This window comes from Streptomyces sp. NBC_01264, from assembly GCF_026340675.1.
Classification (GTDB): Bacteria; Actinomycetota; Actinomycetes; order Streptomycetales; family Streptomycetaceae; genus Streptomyces.
Genome location: NZ_JAPEOX010000001.1, coordinates 3,030,508 through 3,050,378, shown reverse-complemented (window position 1 = coordinate 3,050,378; position 19,871 = coordinate 3,030,508). Strand labels below are relative to the sequence as shown.

General features: G+C 70.8%; 17 protein-coding genes and 1 riboswitch. Of the genes, 14 read left to right on the top strand and 3 right to left on the bottom strand.

All coding sequences use genetic code 11. From position 1 onward, the window contains the following. The first annotated feature begins 24 nt into the window (after window positions 1–24). The 7 genes from ctaE (at window position 25) to OG435_RS13925 (ending at window position 7,888) form a co-directional block, all read left to right on the top strand. Window positions 25–645, top strand: coding sequence for an aa3-type cytochrome oxidase subunit III (gene ctaE, locus OG435_RS13955; protein WP_008738823.1), 621 nt, complete (start codon window positions 25–27; stop codon window positions 643–645). Window positions 646–721: 76 nt separating this feature from the next. Then, complete coding sequence (gene qcrC, locus OG435_RS13950; RefSeq protein ID WP_266877143.1) at window positions 722–1,531, top strand: cytochrome bc1 complex diheme cytochrome c subunit; 810 nt, start codon at window positions 722–724, stop codon at window positions 1,529–1,531. Continuing rightward, window positions 1,528–2,589, top strand: coding sequence for a cytochrome bc1 complex Rieske iron-sulfur subunit (gene qcrA / locus OG435_RS13945; RefSeq protein WP_266877142.1), 1,062 nt, complete (start codon window positions 1,528–1,530; stop codon window positions 2,587–2,589). The genes qcrC and qcrA overlap by 4 nt, the downstream gene beginning before the upstream one ends. After that, a complete protein-coding gene (gene qcrB, locus OG435_RS13940) occupies window positions 2,586–4,214 on the top strand; it encodes a cytochrome bc1 complex cytochrome b subunit (RefSeq protein ID WP_266877141.1) in 1,629 nt (542 codons plus the stop codon). The genes qcrA and qcrB overlap by 4 nt, the downstream gene beginning before the upstream one ends. Before the next feature lie 166 nt (window positions 4,215–4,380). Then, window positions 4,381–5,445 carry an anthranilate phosphoribosyltransferase gene (trpD, locus tag OG435_RS13935; RefSeq protein ID WP_266877140.1) on the top strand — a complete coding sequence of 355 codons (1,065 nt, stop codon included), beginning with the start codon at window positions 4,381–4,383 and terminating at the stop codon, window positions 5,443–5,445. 115 nt (window positions 5,446–5,560) lie between these two features. After that, window positions 5,561–5,677, top strand: a riboswitch (SAM riboswitch). A gap of 233 nt (window positions 5,678–5,910) precedes the next feature. Further along, complete coding sequence (locus OG435_RS13930) at window positions 5,911–7,299, top strand: aminotransferase class V-fold PLP-dependent enzyme (protein WP_266877139.1); 1,389 nt, start codon at window positions 5,911–5,913, stop codon at window positions 7,297–7,299. Between the two features lie 13 nt (window positions 7,300–7,312). Further along, on the top strand, window positions 7,313–7,888 hold the full coding sequence (locus tag OG435_RS13925; protein ID WP_266877138.1) for a ferredoxin: 576 nt from the start codon (window positions 7,313–7,315) through the stop codon (window positions 7,886–7,888). Between the two features lie 19 nt (window positions 7,889–7,907). Here OG435_RS13925 and OG435_RS13920 read toward each other — a convergent pair whose 3' ends face one another. Continuing rightward, a complete protein-coding gene (locus tag OG435_RS13920; RefSeq protein WP_266877137.1) occupies window positions 7,908–8,189 on the bottom strand; it encodes an Lrp/AsnC family transcriptional regulator in 282 nt (93 codons plus the stop codon). After that, window positions 8,186–8,920: a rhomboid family intramembrane serine protease gene (locus tag OG435_RS13915; RefSeq protein ID WP_266877136.1), complete on the bottom strand. Its 735-nt coding sequence runs from the start codon at window positions 8,918–8,920 to the stop codon at window positions 8,186–8,188. Before OG435_RS13915 ends, OG435_RS13920 begins: the two co-directional genes overlap by 4 nt. Window positions 8,921–9,061: 141 nt before the next feature. On the opposite strand from OG435_RS13915, the gene OG435_RS13910 reads away from it, so the two are divergent. The 7 genes from OG435_RS13910 (at window position 9,062) to OG435_RS13880 (ending at window position 17,809) form a co-directional block, all read left to right on the top strand. Beyond that, on the top strand, window positions 9,062–9,301 hold the full coding sequence (locus OG435_RS13910) for a hypothetical protein (RefSeq protein WP_008738811.1): 240 nt from the start codon (window positions 9,062–9,064) through the stop codon (window positions 9,299–9,301). A gap of 40 nt (window positions 9,302–9,341) precedes the next feature. Then, a complete protein-coding gene (locus OG435_RS13905; RefSeq protein WP_266881720.1) occupies window positions 9,342–10,706 on the top strand; it encodes an NYN domain-containing protein in 1,365 nt (454 codons plus the stop codon). A gap of 277 nt (window positions 10,707–10,983) precedes the next feature. Further along, on the top strand, window positions 10,984–12,015 hold the full coding sequence (locus tag OG435_RS13900; protein ID WP_266877135.1) for a C40 family peptidase: 1,032 nt from the start codon (window positions 10,984–10,986) through the stop codon (window positions 12,013–12,015). Between the two features lie 254 nt (window positions 12,016–12,269). Next, the gene (locus OG435_RS13895) at window positions 12,270–13,322 is read left to right on the top strand and encodes a C40 family peptidase (RefSeq protein ID WP_266877134.1); all 1,053 of its coding nucleotides are present in this window, start codon (window positions 12,270–12,272) and stop codon (window positions 13,320–13,322) included. A 106-nt stretch (window positions 13,323–13,428) separates the two neighbouring features. After that, window positions 13,429–14,616 (top strand): hypothetical protein, encoded by a 1,188-nt coding sequence (locus OG435_RS13890; RefSeq protein WP_266877133.1) that lies wholly within the window; start codon window positions 13,429–13,431, stop codon window positions 14,614–14,616. A gap of 247 nt (window positions 14,617–14,863) precedes the next feature. Then, window positions 14,864–16,006 (top strand): glycosyltransferase family 4 protein, encoded by a 1,143-nt coding sequence (locus tag OG435_RS13885; protein WP_266877132.1) that lies wholly within the window; start codon window positions 14,864–14,866, stop codon window positions 16,004–16,006. Between the two features lie 186 nt (window positions 16,007–16,192). Beyond that, window positions 16,193–17,809 (top strand): GMC oxidoreductase, encoded by a 1,617-nt coding sequence (locus tag OG435_RS13880; RefSeq protein WP_266877131.1) that lies wholly within the window; start codon window positions 16,193–16,195, stop codon window positions 17,807–17,809. Between the two features lie 53 nt (window positions 17,810–17,862). Here OG435_RS13880 and OG435_RS13875 read toward each other — a convergent pair whose 3' ends face one another. Further along, complete coding sequence (locus tag OG435_RS13875) at window positions 17,863–19,659, bottom strand: AMP-dependent synthetase/ligase (RefSeq protein ID WP_266877130.1); 1,797 nt, start codon at window positions 19,657–19,659, stop codon at window positions 17,863–17,865. Window positions 19,660–19,871 lie beyond the last annotated feature (212 nt).

Genomic DNA, 19,871 nt, shown 5'->3' with positions numbered 1-19,871 from the left:
AGGGCGGGATAAGGGACCGACATAATGTCGGTCGTGGCGACAGCAACGACAGTAGATACCGGGCACGCGCACCCGACGGTCAACAGGCCGAACCTCGTCAGCGTGGGAACCATCATCTGGTTGAGTTCCGAGCTGATGTTCTTCGCGGCCCTCTTCGCGATGTACTTCACCCTGCGATCCGTGACAGGCGCCGAGTACTGGACAGAACAGGCTTCGGCCTTGAATCTGCCCTTCTCGGCGACGAACACGACGATCCTGGTGCTTTCCTCGCTCACCTGCCAGCTCGGCGTATTCGCCGCCGAGCGCGGTGACGTGAAGAAGCTCAGGACGTGGTTCATCATCACGTTCGTCATGGGTGCGATCTTCATTGGCGGCCAGGTGTTCGAGTACACCGAGCTGGTCAAGCACGAGGGCATGAGCCTCTCGTCCGGTCCGTACGGCTCGGTCTTCTACCTGACCACCGGCTTCCACGGTCTGCACGTGACGGGCGGTCTCATCGCCTTCCTGCTGGTCCTCGGCCGGACGTACGCGGCCAAGAGGTTCACCCACGAACAGGCCACGTCGGCCATCGTCGTGTCCTACTACTGGCACTTCGTCGATGTCGTCTGGATCGGCCTCTTCGCAACGATCTACCTGATCAAGTAGCGAACACGTCGCCGGGCCCGACCCGGCACTCCATCCAGACACACCGACGCAGAAGATCCTGACACCGGGGTAATCCGTGAAAAAGCTCTCCGCACGACGACGCCATCCGCTGGCGGCGGTCGTCGTTCTACTCTTCGCGCTGGCGGTTACCGGGGGGCTGTACAGCGCCTTCGCGCCCGCGGGCAATGCGAAGGCCGACGAAACCGTCCAGTCCCTCGCCATCGAGGAGGGCCAGAAGCTCTACGCCGTCGGCTGCGCAAGCTGCCACGGGACCGGCGGTCAGGGTTCCTCTGACGGCCCCAGCCTGGTTGGCGTCGGCTCCGCTGCCGTCGACTTCCAGGTCATGACGGGCCGTATGCCCGCCCAGCAGCCCGGCGCCCAGGTGCCGAAGAAGCCGGTCATCTACACCCAGGCGCAGACCGACCAGCTCGCCGCGTACATCGCTTCCCTCGGAGCCGGCCCGATCAGGCCGACCGAGAAGCAGTACGACCCGGCGGGTGCCGACATCGCGAAGGGTGGCGAACTGTTCCGCAACAACTGCGCGCAGTGCCACAACTTCACGGGCGAGGGCGGCGCACTGACGAACGGCAAGTACGCCCCGAACCTCGAGGGCGTCGATCCGAAGTACATCTACGAGGCCATGCTCACCGGCCCGCAGAACATGCCCTCCTTCCCCGACAGCACCATGCCGGAGAAGCAGAAGAAGGACATCATCGCGTACCTCCAGCACGTCAACGGCGAGAAGTCGACCAACCCCGGTGGCCTCAAGCTCGGTGGCCTCGGCCCCGTCTCCGAGGGTCTCTTCGGCTGGATCTTCGGACTGGGTGCGCTGATCGCTGTCGCCGTCTGGGTCGCGGCCCACACCGCTAAGGCCAAGAAGTCATGAGTAGCCAAGACATTCCCGAAGAGAAGCACCTGCCGAGCGAGCAGGGCGACGCGCACCACGGTGACGTGTCAGTGCCGGACAGCGACCCGTTCGCCGACCCCGGCCTGCCGGTCCACCGGCCGCGGATCCAGGACATCGACGAGCGGGCCGCGAAGCGCTCCGAGCGCACGGTGGCCATGCTGTTCACGCTGTCGATGCTGGCGACGATCGCCTTCATCGCCTCGTACGTGATCCTGCCGGTCGATAAGATCGTCTACATCTTCCCCATCGGGAAGGTGAGCGCTCTCAACTTCGCCCTCGGCGTGAGCCTCGGCGTGGCCCTCTTCTCCATCGGCGCGGGTGCGGTCCACTGGGCCCGCACCCTGATGTCCGACGTGGAGGTCGCCGCCGAGCGCCACGAGATCGCGGCCCCGCCGGAGGTCAAGGCGCAGGTCCTGCAGGACTTCGCGGACGGCGCGCGCGAGTCGGCCATCGGCCGCCGCCCGCTCATCCGCAACACGATGTTCGGTGCGCTGGCCCTGCTGCCGCTCTCCGCCGTCGTGATCCTGCGCGACCTGGGCCCGCTGCCCGAGGACAAGCTGCGCAAGACCATCTGGGCGAAGGGCAAGATGCTCATCAACCAGAACACGATGGAGCCGCTTCGTCCCGAGGACATCGTGGTCGGTTCGCTGACCTTCGCCATGCCGGAAGGCCTGGAGGAGGACGCGCACGACTTCCAGACGCAGATCGCCAAGGCCGCCCTGATGATCGTCCGCATCCAGCCGGAGAACATCAAGGACAAGAAGGAGCTGGAGTGGTCCCACGACGGGATCGTCGCCTACTCCAAGATCTGCACCCACGTCGGCTGCCCGATCAGCCTGTACGAGCAGCAGTCGCACCACGTGCTCTGCCCGTGCCACCAGTCCACCTTCGACCTCTCCGACGGCGCCCGAGTCATCTTCGGCCCGGCTGGTCACGCGCTCCCGCAGCTGCGGATCGGCGTCAATGACGAAGGCTTCCTCGAGGCGCTCGGCGACTTCGAAGAGCCCGTCGGTCCCTCTTTCTGGGAGCGCGGATGAGCACTGCCACTCAAACCAAAGAGCGCAAGGCTCCGGCCGGCGAGCGCGTAGCCGACTGGGCCGACGGCCGGCTGGGCATCTACAGCCTCGCCAAGGCCAACATGCGCAAGATCTTCCCGGACCACTGGTCCTTCATGCTGGGCGAGATCTGCCTCTACAGCTTCATCATCCTCATCCTCACGGGTGTGTACCTGACGCTGTTCTTCCACCCGAGCATGAACGAAGTGCACTACGACGGTTCGTACATCCCCATGCAGGGTGTCGCGATGTCGGAGGCCTTCAAGTCCACCCTGGAAATCAGCTTCGACGTCCGCGGCGGTCTGCTCATCCGGCAGATCCACCACTGGTCGGCGCTGATCTTCATCTCGGCGATGCTCGTGCACATGATGCGCGTGTTCTTCACCGGCGCGTTCCGCAAGCCGCGTGAGGTCAACTGGGTCTTCGGCTTCCTGCTGCTGGTCCTCGGCATGTTCACCGGTTTCACCGGTTACTCCCTGCCGGACGACCTGCTCTCGGGCACCGGTGTCCGCTTCATGGAAGGCGCGATGCTGTCCGTGCCGATCGTGGGCACGTACCTGTCGTTCTTCTTCTTCGGCGGGGAGTTCCCCGGCGGCGACTTCGTGGGCCGGCTCTACTCGGTGCACATCCTGCTGCTGCCCGGCATCATGATGGGCCTGCTGGTGGCCCACCTGATCCTGGTCTTCTACCACAAGCACACCCAGTTCGCGGGCCCCGGCAAGACGGAGAAGAACGTCGTCGGCATGCCGCTGCTCCCGGTCTACATGGCCAAGGCCGGAGGCTTCTTCTTCCTGGTCTTCGGCGTCATCGCGCTGATCGCGGGCATCGCCTCGATCAACCCGATCTGGGCGCTCGGCCCGTACCGCCCGGACCACGTGTCCACCGGTGCGCAGCCCGACTGGTACATGGGCTTCTCCGAGGGCCTGATCCGTGCGATGCCCGGCTGGGAGATCAACCTCTGGGGCCACACCCTGGCCCTGGGCGTGTTCATTCCGTTCACGATCTTCCCGCTGGTCCTGGCCACCATCGCGGTCTACCCGTTCATCGAGTCCTGGGTCACCGGGGACAAGCGCGAGCACCACATCCTGGACCGCCCGCGCAACGCCCCGACGCGCACGGGCTTCGGTGTGGCATGGCTGACGTGGTACGTCATCCTGCTGATCGCCGGTGGAAACGACATGTTCGCGCAGTACTTCCACCTGTCGATCAACTCGATCACCTGGTTCGCCCGCATCGGGTTCTTCGTCGGTCCGGTCATCGCGTTCATCATCACCAAGCGGATCTGCCTCGGCCTCCAGCGCCGGGACCGGGACAAGGTGCTGCACGGTCGCGAGACCGGCATCATCAAGCGCCTGCCGCACGGTGAGTTCGTCGAGGTCCACGAGCCGCTCTCGCAGGGCAAGCTGCACGCGCTCACCTCGTACGACCAGTACGAGCCGGTCGAGATCGGCCCGACGGTCGACGAGAACGGTGTCGAGCGCAAGGTGAAGCCGCTGGAGAAGGTCCGCGCCAAGCTGAGCAAGGGCTACTACGGGGAGAACAACCAGATCCCCAAGCCCACGGTCGAGGAGTACAAGGAGATCCAGAGCGGCCACGGCCACCACTGATCTCCGGCTTGACAGCTTGAGGGACTGATTTCGGTCAGTCCTGGTGTCGCCACGGCGAGAGCCCCGTCCAGCGTCTGGACGGGGCTCTTTGCCGTCCCCGGGGCTGGATAGGCTGGGACCCTTCCCCTTTCGACGTGGAATCCTCGACGAGCAGCAGGAGCGGACCATGACCCTCGTGACCCCGGCAGGTGGCGACAGCGTGGCGGCCCGCGGTTGGCCGGGCGTTCTGGACGCACTGCTGTCCGGCCGGGACCTCGGCGCCGACGACACGGCCTGGGCCATGGACCGGATCATGCGGGGGGAGGCCACCGACGCCCAGATCGCCGGCTTCGCCGTCGCGCTGCGGGCCAAGGGGGAGACCGTGGCCGAGATCAACGGCCTGGTCCGCGCCATGTACGAACACGCCAACCTGATCGAGGTGCCGGGCCGGACGGTGGACATCGTCGGCACCGGCGGCGACGGGGCCAAGACGGTGAACATCTCCACGATGTCGGCGATCGTGGTGGCCGGTACGGGCGCCAAGGTGGTCAAGCACGGCAACCGGGCCGCCTCCTCCGCGAGCGGCTCCTCGGACGTCCTGGAGAAGCTGGGCGTCAACCTCGACCTCACCCCCGCACGGGTCGTGGAGGTCGCCGAGGAAGCCGGGATCACCTTCTGCTTCGCGGTCAAGTTCCACCCCGCGCTGCGGCATGTGGCGGCAGCCCGCCGGGAGCTCGGCATCCGCACCACCTTCAACTTCCTCGGCCCGCTGACCAACCCGGCGCGGGTCCGGGCGCAGGCCACCGGTGTGGCCGACGCGCGGGTGGCCCCGATCGTCGCGGGCGTCCTGGCGGAGCGGGGCTCCTCGGCGCTGGTCTTCCGCGGTGACGACGGGCTCGACGAGCTCACCACCACGGCGACCTCCCGGGTCTGGTGGGTCCGCGACGGAGAGGTCCGCGAGCAGGGCTTCGACCCGCGCGACATCGGCATCCCGCTGGTGGACGTCTCCGCGCTGGGAGGCGCGGACGCCTCGTACAACGCGGACGTGGCCCGGCGCCTGCTGGCCGGCGAGACCGGCCCGGTCCGCGATGCCGTGCTCCTGAATTCGGCGGCCGCCCTGGTGGCCCTGGACCCGGGTGCGGGCACCCTGGAGGAGCAGCTCGCCGCCGGTGTCGCACGGGCGGCGGAGTCGGTGGACTCGGGCGCGGCCCGCGAGGCGCTGGCCCGCTGGGTGGCGGCGAGCAACGCGTAGGGGAGCCTGAGCCGAGCCCTTCCGACGGGATCCGGCCAAGATCAAGCCACGACCCCGGTCCGCCATGTGGACCGGGGTCGTGCGTTCGGAAGGCCATGTGGCAGGATGCTCATCAGGTCACGAGTGACAGCGTTTAGGCCCCGGCTTGCTGTCCGGCAACCCTCCTTCCGTGGCGGGGTGCCCCGGGTGATGACCAGGTCGTAGGCAGTGAGGTCTACGGCAAGCGCGGATCCCTCGAACACCAGGGGTCCTGGTCTCTCGAGGAGCGTTTCCGTGAGCAAGCGAATGCGATAGGGCGAGTCCGCCCCTTCTTCACCCCTCGGACAGGGCCACTTCCGCGTACCCGCACATCCGCGTACGCCGGCCCGGAGCCCGAGGCACTCCCGTACCCCGAACGGCCGCAGCGCCATATCCGCGTACGGGCACACCGAAGCCATTCAGACCTGCCTGCCGGGAGATACCGCCATGTCCGCAACCCTGAACGCCACCGCCACCGCCACCGCTTCCGCCGCCGTGGACCCCGCCTGTGCCGAGCCGCTGGCCGTCCTCGGCCGCGAGGTCACCGTGCCGCTCGTCACCGGTGGCGAGGTCACCTACGCCGCTCTCGACTACGCGGCCAGCGCCCCCGCGCTGCAGCGGGTCTGGGACGACGTGGCCGCGTACGCCCCGTACTACGGCAGCGTCCACCGCGGGGCCGGGTACCTCTCGCAGCTCTCCACCGACCTGTTCGAGCAGAGCCGGTTCACGGTCGCCGAGTTCCTCGACTGCCGCCCCTCCGACCAGGTGGTCTTCACCCGGTCCACCACCGACTCCCTCAACCTGCTCGCCGCCGTCCTCCCGGCCGACTGCCAGGTCTTCGTCTTCGAGACCGAGCACCACGCCTCGCTGCTCCCCTGGACGAACGCGCAGGTCACCTACCTCAACGCCCCCCGCACCCCGGACGAGGCCGTCGCCACCCTGGAGCGGGCCCTGGCCGACCGCGACCCGTACGGCCCGGCCCTGGTCTGCGTGACCGGAGCCTCCAACGTCACCGGCGAGCTGTGGCCCGTCAAGGAACTCGCCGCCGCCGCGCACGCCCACGGCGCCCGGATCGTCCTGGACGCCGCCCAGCTCGCCCCGCACCACCCCGTCTCGGTCCAGGACCTCGACGTGGACTGGGTCGCCTTCTCCGGCCACAAGCTCTACGCGCCCTTCGGCTCGGGCGTGCTCGCCGGCCGCGCGGACTGGCTCCAGGAGGCGGACCCGTACCTCGCCGGCGGTGGGGCCTCCCGCAAGGTGGCCCGTCGCGAGGACGGCGGCGTGGACGTCGAGTGGCACACCACCGCGGCCCGCCACGAGGCCGGCTCCCCGAACGTCATCGGCGTCTACTCGATCGCCTCCGCCTGCAAGGCGCTGAACGAGGCCGGCTTCGAGAACCTCGTCGCCCGTGAGCAGCGCCTCATCACCAAGGTCCGCGAAGGCCTCGCCGAGGTCCCGGCGGTCCGCGTCCTGTCCCTCTTCGGCGACGACGCCCCGCGCGTCGGCGTCATCTCCTTCGTGGTGGACGGCTGGAACAGCTCGCACTTCGCGGCCGCACTCTCCGCCGAGTACGGCATCGGCGTCCGCGACGGCCTGTTCTGCGCCCACCCGCTGGTCCGCACCCTGCTCGGCAGCGAGCCGCAGGCCCAGGGCGAGTGCGGAGCCCCGGAGGCCGCCCCGGGGGAGCGGTCCCTGAACGCGATCCGCGTCAGCTTCGGCGCCGGCACCCCCGACGAGCACGTGGAGCGCTTCGTCCGCGCGGTCAAGGAGCTCGTCGCGGACGGCGCCAAGTGGCAGTACCGCACCGAAGAGGGCCGCTGCGTCCCGGCCGTCTGACAGGCTGCGGGGCATGACCTACTGGGATCCGATACCGACGCTTCGCGCCATGCCCGGTGAGCCGCTGCCCCTCTGGCGAGGCGCCCTCGTCGACAGGGACTGGTCCCTTCCGGCCCCCGACGGTTGGGAGCAGCGGGACTGGCGCAGCGTCCCGGGACCGCTGTACGCGGCGAACACGGACACCTGTCTCACGGGGAGGCAGTGCGCACCCGATCTCGTGATGTACGAGGACGAGTACGGCTCCGAGTTCCTCTACCGCCAGCCCCGCACCCAGGAGGAGGTCCACCGGTTCATCTGCGCCGCCGACTGCGAACCGTTCGGCGGGTACGGGGGAGACGGCGACCTGCACTGGACCCCGGAGCTGGTCCGCGACTGGTGGCGCGAGCGCGGCCGGGTACGGGAGTGGGCCATGGTCCAGGGGTGGGGTGCGGGCGAGGAGGCCGCGTGGGCGCTCGGTGGCAACGACGCCGGAGCGCGGGCGTACGTGGCCCACATCGACCGCGATCTCGCCGACTACCTGCGCGGGTACCTGTTCCGGCTCCAGGAGGGCCGTGCGCCCCGGCCGGGGGAGACCCTGCCGGGGCTGTGAACCGCGGGGCGGCGAAGGGCTACGCGTCCAGGCCGATCGCGAAGGCCGCTTCCAGGTCGTGCTGGGAGTACGTGCGGAACGCCACGTGGGTGTCCGTGGCCTCCACGCCCGGGATCTTGCTGATGCTGCCGGGGATGATGTCGGCCAGGTCCTCGTGCCGGGACACCCGGACCATCGCGATGAGGTCGTACGTACCCGTGACGGAGTAGACCTCGCTGACGCTGTCCAGCGCGGCGATGGCCTCGGCGATCTCGGGGATCCGGTCCACGCTGGTCTTGATGAGCACGAGTGCGGTGATCACGGTTGGCTGTCTCCCTCGCCTACTGTCACTGGACGACCCACTCTAGTCCCACGCCGGTAGCGGGCCCACGCGTAGAGGAAGCCCACCGAGAAGCCCACCACGTGGGCCAGATAGGCGACTCCGGGCCCGCTCGCCGCCCGGTGCGCCGCCAGCCACTGCAGGCCGAACCAGAACAGCAGCACGATCCACGCGGGGAAGCGCAGCGGCAGGAAGAACAGGAACGGGAACAGGCTCGTCACCCGCGCCTTGGGGAAGAGGTACAGGAAGGCCCCCAGGACCGCGGAGATCGCCCCGGAGGCTCCGACCAGGGTCTGGTCGGAGGAGGCGTAGGCCGCCGCGTACGCCGCCAGGGCCAGGTAGCCCGTACAGACGTAGAAGCAGAGGAACACGACCCGGCCCATGCGGCGCTCCGTCATCGCCCCGAAGACGTAGAGGAACAGCATGTTGCCCAGCAGGTGCAGCCAGCTCCCGTGCACGAACAGGGCCGTGAGGGGGGTCAGCGCCGCCCGGCCCGAGCCGGTGAACAGCTCGTCCGGGACCACGCCCCAGCGCCGGAAGTACGCCGTCCCGTTGGCGAGCAGCTGATCGCCCGTCCCGTAGACCGGGTTCAGCCCCGACGCCGGGCTCAGGACGAACACCACGCAGCAGCCCGCGATCAGCGCATGGGTGATCACCGGGCCCCGGGCGGCCTCGCGTACGGCCTGCCACCTTACGATCATGCGACCGAGCATGACCCAGCCGGGCCCACCGGCGGGTGCGGCAGGCCGTAGGGTTACGAGCTACGCACGCACGCACGTACCCGTGACGACACGGGCGGGTGTACCGCGCGCGTACGCGTACGCCAGAGAAGGATAGAAGGAGAGAGCGGCCTGATGACGGTTCCCCTGCCGACCGACACCACCCGGTGGCGCTGCACCCTGTGTGGCAACCTCACGCGATTCGACGTCACCCGTTCGTCGAAGGTCGTGGAGTACGTCCACCTGGACCTCGCCGGGGAGCCCAAGGTCGAGGAGCGCGAGGTGGTCAATGAGACCATCGAGTCGGTGCGCTGCCGCTGGTGCAACGCGGTGGACCAGATCGAGCTCGTGGACAGGCCGGGCGCGGACTCCTGAAGGAGCCCCGCCCGCAGGTGAATGACGGTAGGGGTGACGGATTGTGGAGCCAGCAAGCGGCGCTGAGCCGGCCGACTCGGCCGGTGACGCCGCCGAGGTGCTCGACCGCCCGCTGCCGGAAGGCGTGCGGCGCCGGGTCGTCGCGCTCGTCTCCGACGCCTTCGGCGGGCTGACGGTCGCGGACCTCCCGGCGCAGCTGCGCCAGTACGCCCGTTTCACCCCGAGCCGGCGCGCCAAGTTCGCGGGCAACGCCATGGCCACGGCCGTGGAGAGCGACCCCGTCTTCCGGGGCAGGGTCGCCGAGAAGCTCCGCGAGGCGCAGGCCGATCTGGCCTCCGCGCTGGAGTCGGGCGCGCCGCCCGCCGCCGCCGATCCGCTGGACGTGGCGGCCGCCGCGTACGTGCTGCGGCCGGCCGGCTGGGTCAAGCTGGTCGCCGCCGCGGGCGAGGAGGCGCAGCGCGCCGACGCCGAGCGGGTCGACGAGGAGGCCCGCCGCGAGATGGAGCGGCTCCGCGAGGAGCTGGCCCACGTACGGGAACTGCAGCGCACGGGTGTCGACCAGGTGCGGGCGGAGCTGGACGCGGCGCGCAAGGAAGCGGAATCGCTTCAGCGCAAGCTGCGCAGCGCCCTGAGCGACGTCAAGCGGGGCGACGCCGCCCTGCGGAAGATCAATGCGGAGGTCGACGGCATCCGTGCCGAGGCGGCCGCCCAGGTGACCACCGCGGAGAGCGAGACCCGTCGGCTCAAGTCCCGCCTCGCGGAGGTGGAATCGGCGCTGGAGACCTCCCGCCGGGCCACCCGCGAGGGGCGCAGCATCGAGGACATGCGGCTGCGGCTGCTGCTGGACACCGTGCTGGACGCCGCCGCGGGACTGCGCCGGGAGCTCGCGCTGCCCCCGGTGTCCACGCGCCCCGCCGACACGGTGGAAGCCGTGGAGCCGGGCCGGATGACGCCGAAGGACATCGCGGCGCGCGCCCTGTCGGAGACCGACCCGGCGCTGCTGGACCAGCTGCTGGCGCTGCCCCAGGCCCATCTGGTGGTCGACGGCTACAACGTCACCAAGACCGGCTACCCGACGATGCCGCTGGAGAAGCAGCGGCTGCGGCTGCTGGGCGGGCTGTCGATGCTCGCCGCGCAGACGGGCGCCGAGATGACCTGTGTCTTCGACGGGGCGGAGCTGGCGGCCCCCGTGCTGCTCGCGCCGCCGCGCGGGGTGCGGGTGCTGTTCTCGAAGGCGGGGGTGACGGCGGACGAGCTGATCCGTCAGTTGGTGCGCGCCGAACCGTCGGGCCGCCCGGTGGTCGTGGTCTCCACCGACCGGGAAGTCGCCGACGGTGTGGCCAAGGCCGGGGCCCGGCCGGTGGCGTCCGCCTTGCTGCTGAAGCGGCTTTCGCGCGTTTCGTAACTGCTGGCACATATGCCGGAATTGGCATGTGATCGGGGGGACGGAACGTCAAGTCACCAGCACGGAGCGTGCACTGTAGGTAAAGAACCTGGTCGGAGGGCGATTTTTTTGCCGACAGGATTTGAACTGATCACAGAAGGGTCACTAGGGTCAGTCAAACCTTCGTGCGGTAGTTCACTCATTCGGGGTGATGGCGAAGGTGTCGCCGAGTCTGTAGGACGGATTGCGTTCACGGATTGCGTTCTTCGGCGGCTCTAGGAAGAAGGAGCTCGCCTTCGTGGCGTCCCACCGTCGACCCAAGCAGCCGACCCGCATGCGCACGACCGTGCTCGGCGTCACCGCGGCAGCCGCCGTGGTCCTCTCGGGGCAGGCCGCGAACGCCGCTCCCGCCAAGCCGACCAAGGACGAGGTCAAGGCCAAGGTCGACGCCCTCTACGAAGAGGCGGAGCAGGCCACCGAGAAGTTCAACGGGGCCCAGGAGCGCCAGGACAAGCTCGAAACCGAGATCGGGCAGCTCCAGGACCAGGTCGCCCGCGGCCAGGCCGAGCTCAACACCCTGCGCGGCACGCTCGGTTCGATGGCCAGCGCCCAGTACCGCAGCGGCGGCATCGACCAGTCCCTCGCGCTCTTCCTCTCGGCCGACCCGGACAACTACCTCGACAAGGCCTCCACCCTGGAGCAGCTGAGCGGTCAGCAAGTCGACGCGGTCCAGAAGATCCAGGCCAAGCAGCGCACCCTCGCGCAGCAGCGCCAGGAGGCCGCGGGCAAGCTCACCGACCTCGACGCCACCCGCAAGGAGCTCGGCGACAAGAAGAAGGCGTCCCAGGACAAGCTCGCCGAGGCCCAGGCGCTGCTCAACACGCTGACCGCCCAGGAGCGGCAGCAGATCAAGGACGACGACTCCCGCGCCAGCCGCGGTGCCGGCCAGCGCGTTCCCGACCTCGGCAACGTGAAGCCCTCCGGCCGGGCCGGCGCCGCCCTCGCCGCCGCCAAGACCAAGATCGGCAGCGCGTACATATCCGGGCACGAAGGCCCCAACACGTTCGACTGCTCGGGCCTGACCCAGTGGGCGTACAAGCAGGCCAACGTGTCGATATCGCGCACCACGTTCACGCAGATCAACGACGGCACCCGGATCGGCAGGAGCCAGCTCCAGCCCGGCGACCTGGTGTTCTTCTACGGCGACCTGCACCACGTCGGCCTGTACGCGGGCGGCAACACGGTGCTGCACGCCTCGAACCCGCGCAGCGGCGTCAAGTACGAATCGATCGACAACATGCCGTTCCAGTTCGGCGTGCGCGTCGGCTGACGCCCCGCTCATGCGCACAGGGTCCGTCGGGACGCGCCGTACACCGCCCATCCGGGCGAATTACGAGGCCCCGCTCTGACCACACGCCCCGCCGGTGACCTGCGTCTCCGACGGGGCGTCACTGTGTGTGCCCACCGGAGGTCGTTGGCCGGTGCCCTCCCGCGCGGCTACTGTCTGCCAGCGCGGAACCCCGGCACACGGCCGTCCACGGAGGGCGGACCCGGGTCCCGCTCAGCAGGAGGGAGCGGTTTCACGTGGCGTCCCATCGCCGGTCCGGGCCCAGCGCCCTCGACCGGAACACCAAGGTCACCGTCCTCACCGCCGCCGCGGCGGGAGCGGCGGTCGTCATGTCGGGCGCACCCGCCGGTGCGGCCCCCGGGCTCCCGCAGGAGCCCTCCGCGGGCACCCGCGCCCAGGTCGACCGGCTCTTCGAAGAGGCCGAACAGGCCACCGAACGCTTCAACCAGGCGGGCGAGCGAGCCGGCCGGCTCCGCACCGAAGTCGACCGGATCCAGGACGCGGTGGCCCGCGGACAGGACCGCATCAACACCATGCGCGGGGTGCTCGGCGCCTACGCCGGAGCCCAGTACCGGTCCGGCGGCATCGACCCCGCCGTCGAGCTGATGCTCTCCGACGATCCCGACGACTACCTCGCCAAGGCCTCCGCCCTCGACCGGCTCACCGGCCGGCAGGCCCGCCAGCTCGACGAACTGCGCTTCGAGCAGGGCCGACTCGGCCAGGAACGCCGGGAGGCCTCCCGCAAGCTCTCCGAACTCGACGCCCTGCGCGCCGACGTGGCGAAGGAGAAGCGCGCCGTCACCGCCAAGCTCGCCGCCGCGCGTCGGCTGCTGAACGCGATGCCCACGCAGGAGCGCGCCGACTTCGACCGCGCTTCGCGCTCCGGCGGGCGCCCCGACGCCCTGCCCGACCTCCCCGACGCCGCGGCCTCCGGGCCCTCGTCCGGGCGCGCCATGACCGCCGTGATGGCGGCCCGGTCCGCGGTGGGGCGGCCCTACGTCTGGGGCTCCACCGGCCCCTCCGGCTTCGACTGCTCCGGACTGATGGTGTGGTCGTACCGGCAGGCGGGCGTCGCCCTGCCCCGCACCTCGCAGGCGCAGCGGCACGCCGGGCGGCGGGTCTCCCTGTCGGAGGCGCGCCCGGGGGACCTGGTGACGTACCGCTCGGACGCCAGCCACGTCGGCATGTACGTCGGCAACGGCCAGGTGGTGCACGCCCCGTACCCGGGGGCGCGGGTGCGGTACGACCCCGTCGGGATGATGCCGGTGTCCTCGGTCACCCGGCCCTAGGTCGTCTCTTTCGGATCTTGTCGGCCGAGTCCGCGGTGCCGGGCGTCGCGGGCCCGGCAAGATCCGAAAGAGACGGCCTAGGGGCTCGGCTGCGTACGATCGGGTGATGTTCCCGGTCCTGGGCGGTACCCGTCGTCGTGGCCCGCGGCCCCCGCACGTCCTGCCGCCGGTGCTGCTCTGCCTGCTGCTGTGCGTGCCGCTCGCGGGATGCGGCAGCGGTTCGCCAGCGGCCTCGGGTTCGGCCTCGGCTTCGGCTTCTGTGGGTCCCGTCGAGCAGGACGTCCGGCGGGCCGTCGCCGACTGGTCGGCGGCCCCGCCCGCGGCCCTCGCGGCGATCCCGCTGGAGGGTTGGTCGTACGAGGTCTCCGCGGTCCGGGTGGACGGCGTACGGGCCATCGCGCGCGCCGAGCTGCGCTACCGGCTCACCGGCTACGACGCCGCCCCGGCCGGCTCCGCCCGCGAGGTGGAGCTCGCCCGGGGCGGCGGCTCCTGGGCGGTGACCGCCGACCGGCCCGCCCCCGGAGCCCTGCCACAGCTGTGGGACCAGGGCCCGGTGTCCGTGGAGCGCGGGGCGCACGCCCTGGTGCTCGGCGGCGCCGGCCAGAGCTCCGGCTCCCTCTCCGCGATCGCCGCCGAGGCGGACAAGGCGGTGCCCGCGGCGAGCGCGGCCTGGCCGCGGCCGTGGGCGGGCCGGGTGGTGGTGCTGGTGCCCGGGTCGCTGGACGCGATGGCGGCGCTGCTGGGGCGGCCCGCGGACGAGTACCGGGGCCTGGGCGCCGTCACCACCGGGCGGACCGGGGCCGGCCCCGCCCCCGCGGACCGGGTCGTGGTGAACCCGGAGGGGTACGGGCAGCTCACGGCGGAGGGGCGCCAGGTGATCCTGACCCACGAGACCACCCACGTGGCCACCCGGGCGGTGACCACCTCCCGGACCCCGCTCTGGCTCTCCGAGGGCTTCGCCGACTGGGCCGCGTACCGCGACAGCGCCCGCACCCCGGCCGAAGTCGCCCCGTCCCTCGCCCGGGCGGTGCGGCAGGGCGACCTGCCGGTCACCCTCCCGGAGCCCGGGGCCTTCGCCTTCGGCGGGGACCCGGACGCACTGGCCCGGGCCTACGAGGGCTCCTGGCTGGCCTGCCGGCTCATCGCCGGGCGATGGGGGGACACGGCACTGGTCTCCCTCTACGAGCGGTCGGGCCGGGACTCCCTCCCGACGGCGCTGGAGTACACCCTGGGGACGGACCCAGCGGCCCTGACCCGCGCCTGGCAACAGGCCCTGACCCGAGAGCTCCGCTAGCCGGGGCCCCGGCGCCGTTGCCGGGGGCCAGCCCCCGGATCCCCGCTCCTCAAACGCCGGAGGGGCTGATTTCCCCGGCGGTGCCGGGCCCGTCCGGGTCGGCTGCCGTCGGCACTTGTGACCCGGCGCCGGCCACATCTAGCCCCGCCGGCGTTTGAGGCCCGGGGTCTGGGGCGGAGCCCCAGGGGTCTCGGGCGCAGCCCGGCTCCGCGGCCCCGCCGGGGGCCTCCGGTAGGGTCGGCAGGCGATGGACAAGACGCTGATCGTGACCAACGACTTCCCGCCGCGGCCGGGGGGCATCCAGGCCTTCCTGCACAACATGGCGCTGCGCCTCGACCCCGACCGGGTCGTGGTCTACGCCTCCACCTGGAAGCACTCCGCGGAGGGCCGGGAAGCCACCGCCGCCTTCGACGCGGAGCAGCCCTTCCAGGTGATCCGCGACCGCACGACGATGCTGCTGCCGACCCCCCGGGTCACCCGCCGGGCCGTCGGCCTGCTGCGCGAACACGGCTGCTCGTCGGTGTGGTTCGGAGCCGCGGCCCCGCTGGGGCTGATGGGGCCCGCGCTGCGCCGGGCCGGGGCGCGCCGGATCGTGGCGACCACGCACGGGCACGAGGCGGGCTGGGCGCAGCTGCCGGTCGCTCGCGGGCTGCTGCGGCGCATCGGCGAGGGCACGGACACCCTGACCTACCTGGGGGAGTACACCCGTTCGCGGATCGCCCCGGCTCTGACGGACCGGGCGGCGGCGCGCATGACGCAGCTCCCGCCGGGGGTGGACGAGAAGACCTTCCACCCGGCGTCGGGCGGCGCGGAGGTCCGGGCGCGGCTGGGCCTGACGGACCGGCCGGTGGTCGTCTGCGTCTCGCGGCTCGTCCCCCGCAAGGGGCAGGACACGCTGATCGAGGCGATGCCGCGGATCCTGGCGTCGGTGCCCGACGCCGTCCTGCTCATCGTGGGCGGCGGCCCCTACGAGGCCGACCTGTCGGCGTTGGCAGGCAAGGTCGGGGTCGCCGAGTCCGTGGTCTTCACGGGCGCGGTCCCGTGGTCCGAACTGCCCGCCCACTACGGGGCCGGCGACGTCTTCGCGATGCCCTGCCGGACCCGGCGCGGCGGGCTCGACGTGGAGGGCCTCGGCATCGTCTACCTGGAGGCCTCCGCCACGGGCCTGCCGGTGATCGCGGGCGACTCCGGCGGCGCCCCCGACGCCGTACTGGACGGGGAGACGGGCTGGGTGGTCCCGGGCGGCGCCCCGGCCGAGACCGCGGCCCGCGTCGTCGCCCTGCTCGGGGACCCGGCCCTGCGCGCGCGCATGGGTGAGCGCGGCCGGGCCTGGGTCGAGGAGAAGTGGCGCTGGGACCTGCTGGCGGAGCGCCTGCGCGAGCTGCTGTAGGCGCTCCAGGCGTTCGCTTCCGGATCTTGCCCGACCGGTCAAGATCCGGAAGGGGCCGGGCAGAGTCGATCAAACCGCACGGGCCCCTGCGGTACCCGCCTACGGTCGAGCCATGTCTGACTGTTACTCAGAAGCGTGTCAGTGCGGGTTATGGCCGGTTGGGCGGAATCCGCTCATGATGCGCGCATGACACCAAACCTGACGCGTCGTCACGTTCTTGGTCTGGGCGCCCTGCACACCGCGGCCGCCCTCGGCTTCACCCGGATCGGGCTGCAGTCCGCTGCCGCCGCCGAGCCCGCGGCCGCCACGTACGCCCCGGCCATCGTCGTCGGCTCCGGCTACGGATCCGCCGTCGCCGCACTCCGCCTCGGGCAGGCCGGCGTGCGGACCGTGGTCCTGGAGATGGGCCGGCTCTGGGACACCCCGGGAGCCGACGGGAAGATCTTCCCCGCCACCTCCGCCCCCGACCAGCGCTCGATGTGGTTCCGCAACCGCACGGAGGCCCCGCTGGCCCAGTTCCTCTGGCTGGACGTGGTCAACCGCAACATCAGCCCGTACCCCGGCGTCCTGGACCGCGTGAACTACGGCGACATGTCGGTGTACGTGGGCCGCGGCGTCGGCGGCGGCTCCCTGGTCAACGGCGGTATGGCCCCCACGCCGAAGCGCTCGTACTTCACCGAGATCCTGCCCCGGGTCGACGCCGACGAGATGTACGGCACCTACTACCCCCGGGCCCGCGCCATGCTCGGGGTCAACGACATCGACCCGGCCTGGTTCGAGTCCACGGAGTGGTACCGCTTCGCCCGGATCTCCCGCAAGCACGCCCAGAAGACCGGGCTGAGGACCACCTTCGTCCCCAACGTCTACGACTTCGAGTACATGAAGCGCGAGGCCGCCGGCACCGCCACCAGGTCGGCCCTCGCGGGCGAGGTCATCTACGGCAACAACCACGGCAAGAAGAGCGTGGACAAGACCTACCTCGCCGCCGCCCTGGGGACGGGGAACGTCACCATCGAGACCATGCAGCGCGTGGTCGGCGTACGGCAGGACCCGGCCGGCGGGTACGTGCTGACGGTGCAGACCAGCGACCTCACCGGCCGGGTCACCCAGGTCCGCGAACTGGGCTGCAAGCAGCTCTTCCTCGGCGCCGGCAGCCTCGGCACCACGGAGATCCTGCTGCGCGCCCGCGAGCGGGGCACCCTGCCCGCCCTGAACGACAAGGTGGGCCTTGGCTGGGGCCACAACGGCAACGTCATGACCGCCCGGGCCAACCACCTCTGGGACACGGTGGGCGCCAACCAGGCCACCATGCCCGCCCTCGGCATCGACGACTGGGACAACGCCTCGAACCCGGTCTTCGCCGAGATCGCCCCGCTCCCGATGGGGTTCGAGCACTGGATCTCGATGTACCTGGCCATCACCAAGAACCCGGAGCGCGGGCACTTCACCTACGACGCCGCCAGCGACTCGGCGAAGCTCCAGTGGACCCGGGACCAGAACACCCCGTCCGTGCAGGCCGCCAAGCGCCTCTTCGACCGGATCAACCGGGCCAACTTCACCATCTACCGCTACGACCTGTTCGGCGACAACAAGAACTTCGCCGACAACTTCACCTACCACCCGCTGGGCGGCTGCGTGCTGGGGGAGGCGACCGACGACTTCGGCCGCGTCAAGGGCTACCAGGGCCTCTACGTCACCGACAGCTCGCTGATCCCCGGATCCCTCGGCGTGAACCCCTTCGTGACCGTCACCGCCCTCGCGGAGCGGAACATGGCCAGGGTGCTCGCCGAGGACCCGCGCTAGTCCCGGGAACCGTCCTCAGCCCCGGGAGCTGTCCTCAGGCCCGGGAACCGCCCTCAGCCCCGGTAGAGGGCTTCGATCTCGTCCGCGAAGTCCTTCGCCACCACATTGCGCTTCAGCTTCAGCGAAGGCGTGATGTGCCCGGACTCCTCCGTGAACTGGGAGGGCAGAATGCGGAATTTCCGCACCGATTCCGCCTTGGAAACCGCCGCGTTGCCGTCGTCCACCGCCTTCTGGACGGCGGCGATGAGGTCCGCGTCCTCGCGCAGCTGGGCCGCCGTCACACCGGCGGGCTTGCCGTTCTCCGCGGCCCACCGGCCCAGGAACTCCTCGTCGATGGTGACCAGCGCGGCCACGAACGGCCGCGCGTCGCCGACCACCATGCACTCCGCGACCAGGGCGTGCGCCCGGATCCGGTCCTCGATCACCGCGGGGGCGACGTTCTTGCCCCCCGCCGTGACGATGAGCTCCTTCTTGCGCCCGGTGATCGCCAGGTAGCCGTCCTCGTCGAGGGTGCCGACGTCGCCTGTGTGGAACCAGCCGTCGGTCAGCGCGTCGGCGGTGGCCGTCGGGTTGTTCCAGTACTCCTTGAAGATGTGCTCGCCGTGCAGCAGCACCTCGCCGTCGTCGGCGATCCGCACCACGGAGCCGGGGAGCGGCTGGCCGACCGTACCGATCTTCGTCTTGTCCCACGGGTTGAAGGCCGTGGCCGCGCAGGACTCGGTCAGACCGTAGCCCTCCAGCACGGTGAAGCCGATGCCGCGGAAGAAGTGGCCGAGCCGCTCGCCCAGCGGGGCCCCGCCGGAGATCGCGTACTCGCCGCGCCCGCCGAGGACCGTGTGGAGCTTGCTGTAGACCAGCTTCGAGAAGAGCTTGTGCTTGAGCCTGAGCCCGAAGGACGGTCCGCCCGGCAGGTCCAGCGCGCGGCTGTACGCGATCGCCGTCTCGGCCGCCGCGTCGAAGATCTTGCCCTTGCCGTCGGCCTGGGCCTTGGCGCGGGCCGAGTTGTAGACCTTCTCGAAGACGCGCGGCACGCCGAGGATCAGCGTGGGCCGGAAGGACTGCAGCTCGTCGGTGAGGTTCTTGATGTCCGGTACGCAGCCCAGCCGGATCGGCGCCAGCACGGCCGCCACCTCCACCAGGCGGCCGAAGACGTGCGCGGCCGGCAGGAAGAGCAGCACGGAGCACTCGCCGGTCCGGAAGAGCGGGTGCAGCCGGGCCACGATGTTGCCGACCTCGGCGAAGAAGCTGCGGTGGGTCAGCACGCAGCCCTTGGGCCGGCCGGTGGTGCCGGAGGTGTAGACGATGGTGGCCGGGTCGTCGGCGCCCGCCAGGGCGCTGCGCTCGTCGACCTCGGCGTCGGAGACCCCGGCGCCGGCGGCCTTCAGCGTCTTCAGGGCGCCCTGCTCGATCTCCCAGACCTCGCGCAGCTCCGGCAGCCGGTCGCGCAGGGCGGCCACGGACGCGGCGTGCCCGGGGGACTCCACGACGACGGCGACGGCGCCGGAGTCGCCGAGGATCCACTGGATCTGCTCGGGGGAGCTGGTCTCGTACACGGGGACGGTGACGCCGCCCGCGCTCCAGATCGCGAAGTCGAACAGCACCCACTCGTAGCGGGTGCGGGAGATCAGCGCGACCCGGTCGCCGGGCTCGATGCCGGCCGCGATCAGGCCCTTCGCCGCGCTGCGGACCTCGGCGAGGAACTCGGTCGCGGTGACGTCCTGCCACGCGCCGCCGACCTTGCGGGCCATGACGGCGGTGTCGGGATGCTGAGCGGCGTTGCGGCGGATGAGATCCGTCAGGTTCCCGTCCGACGGGACCTCGTACAGGGCCGGAAGGCTGAACTCGCGCAAGACTGCTGCTCCTCTGGGCGCCATCGCCACCATGTGGACCGACCGGACGTTACCCACCGGTAGGGGGTTCCGGATAGAGGGAACCGGCCAGATGTTCCCTGCGTCACATGTCGCGGCCGTGTCCTGCCGACATTAGTCGACCCGGTTTGCGACTCGGAAGTAACCGCAGGTCCGGCCGCCTGACCCGATTCCCTCCCCGCGGTGGCCAAGCG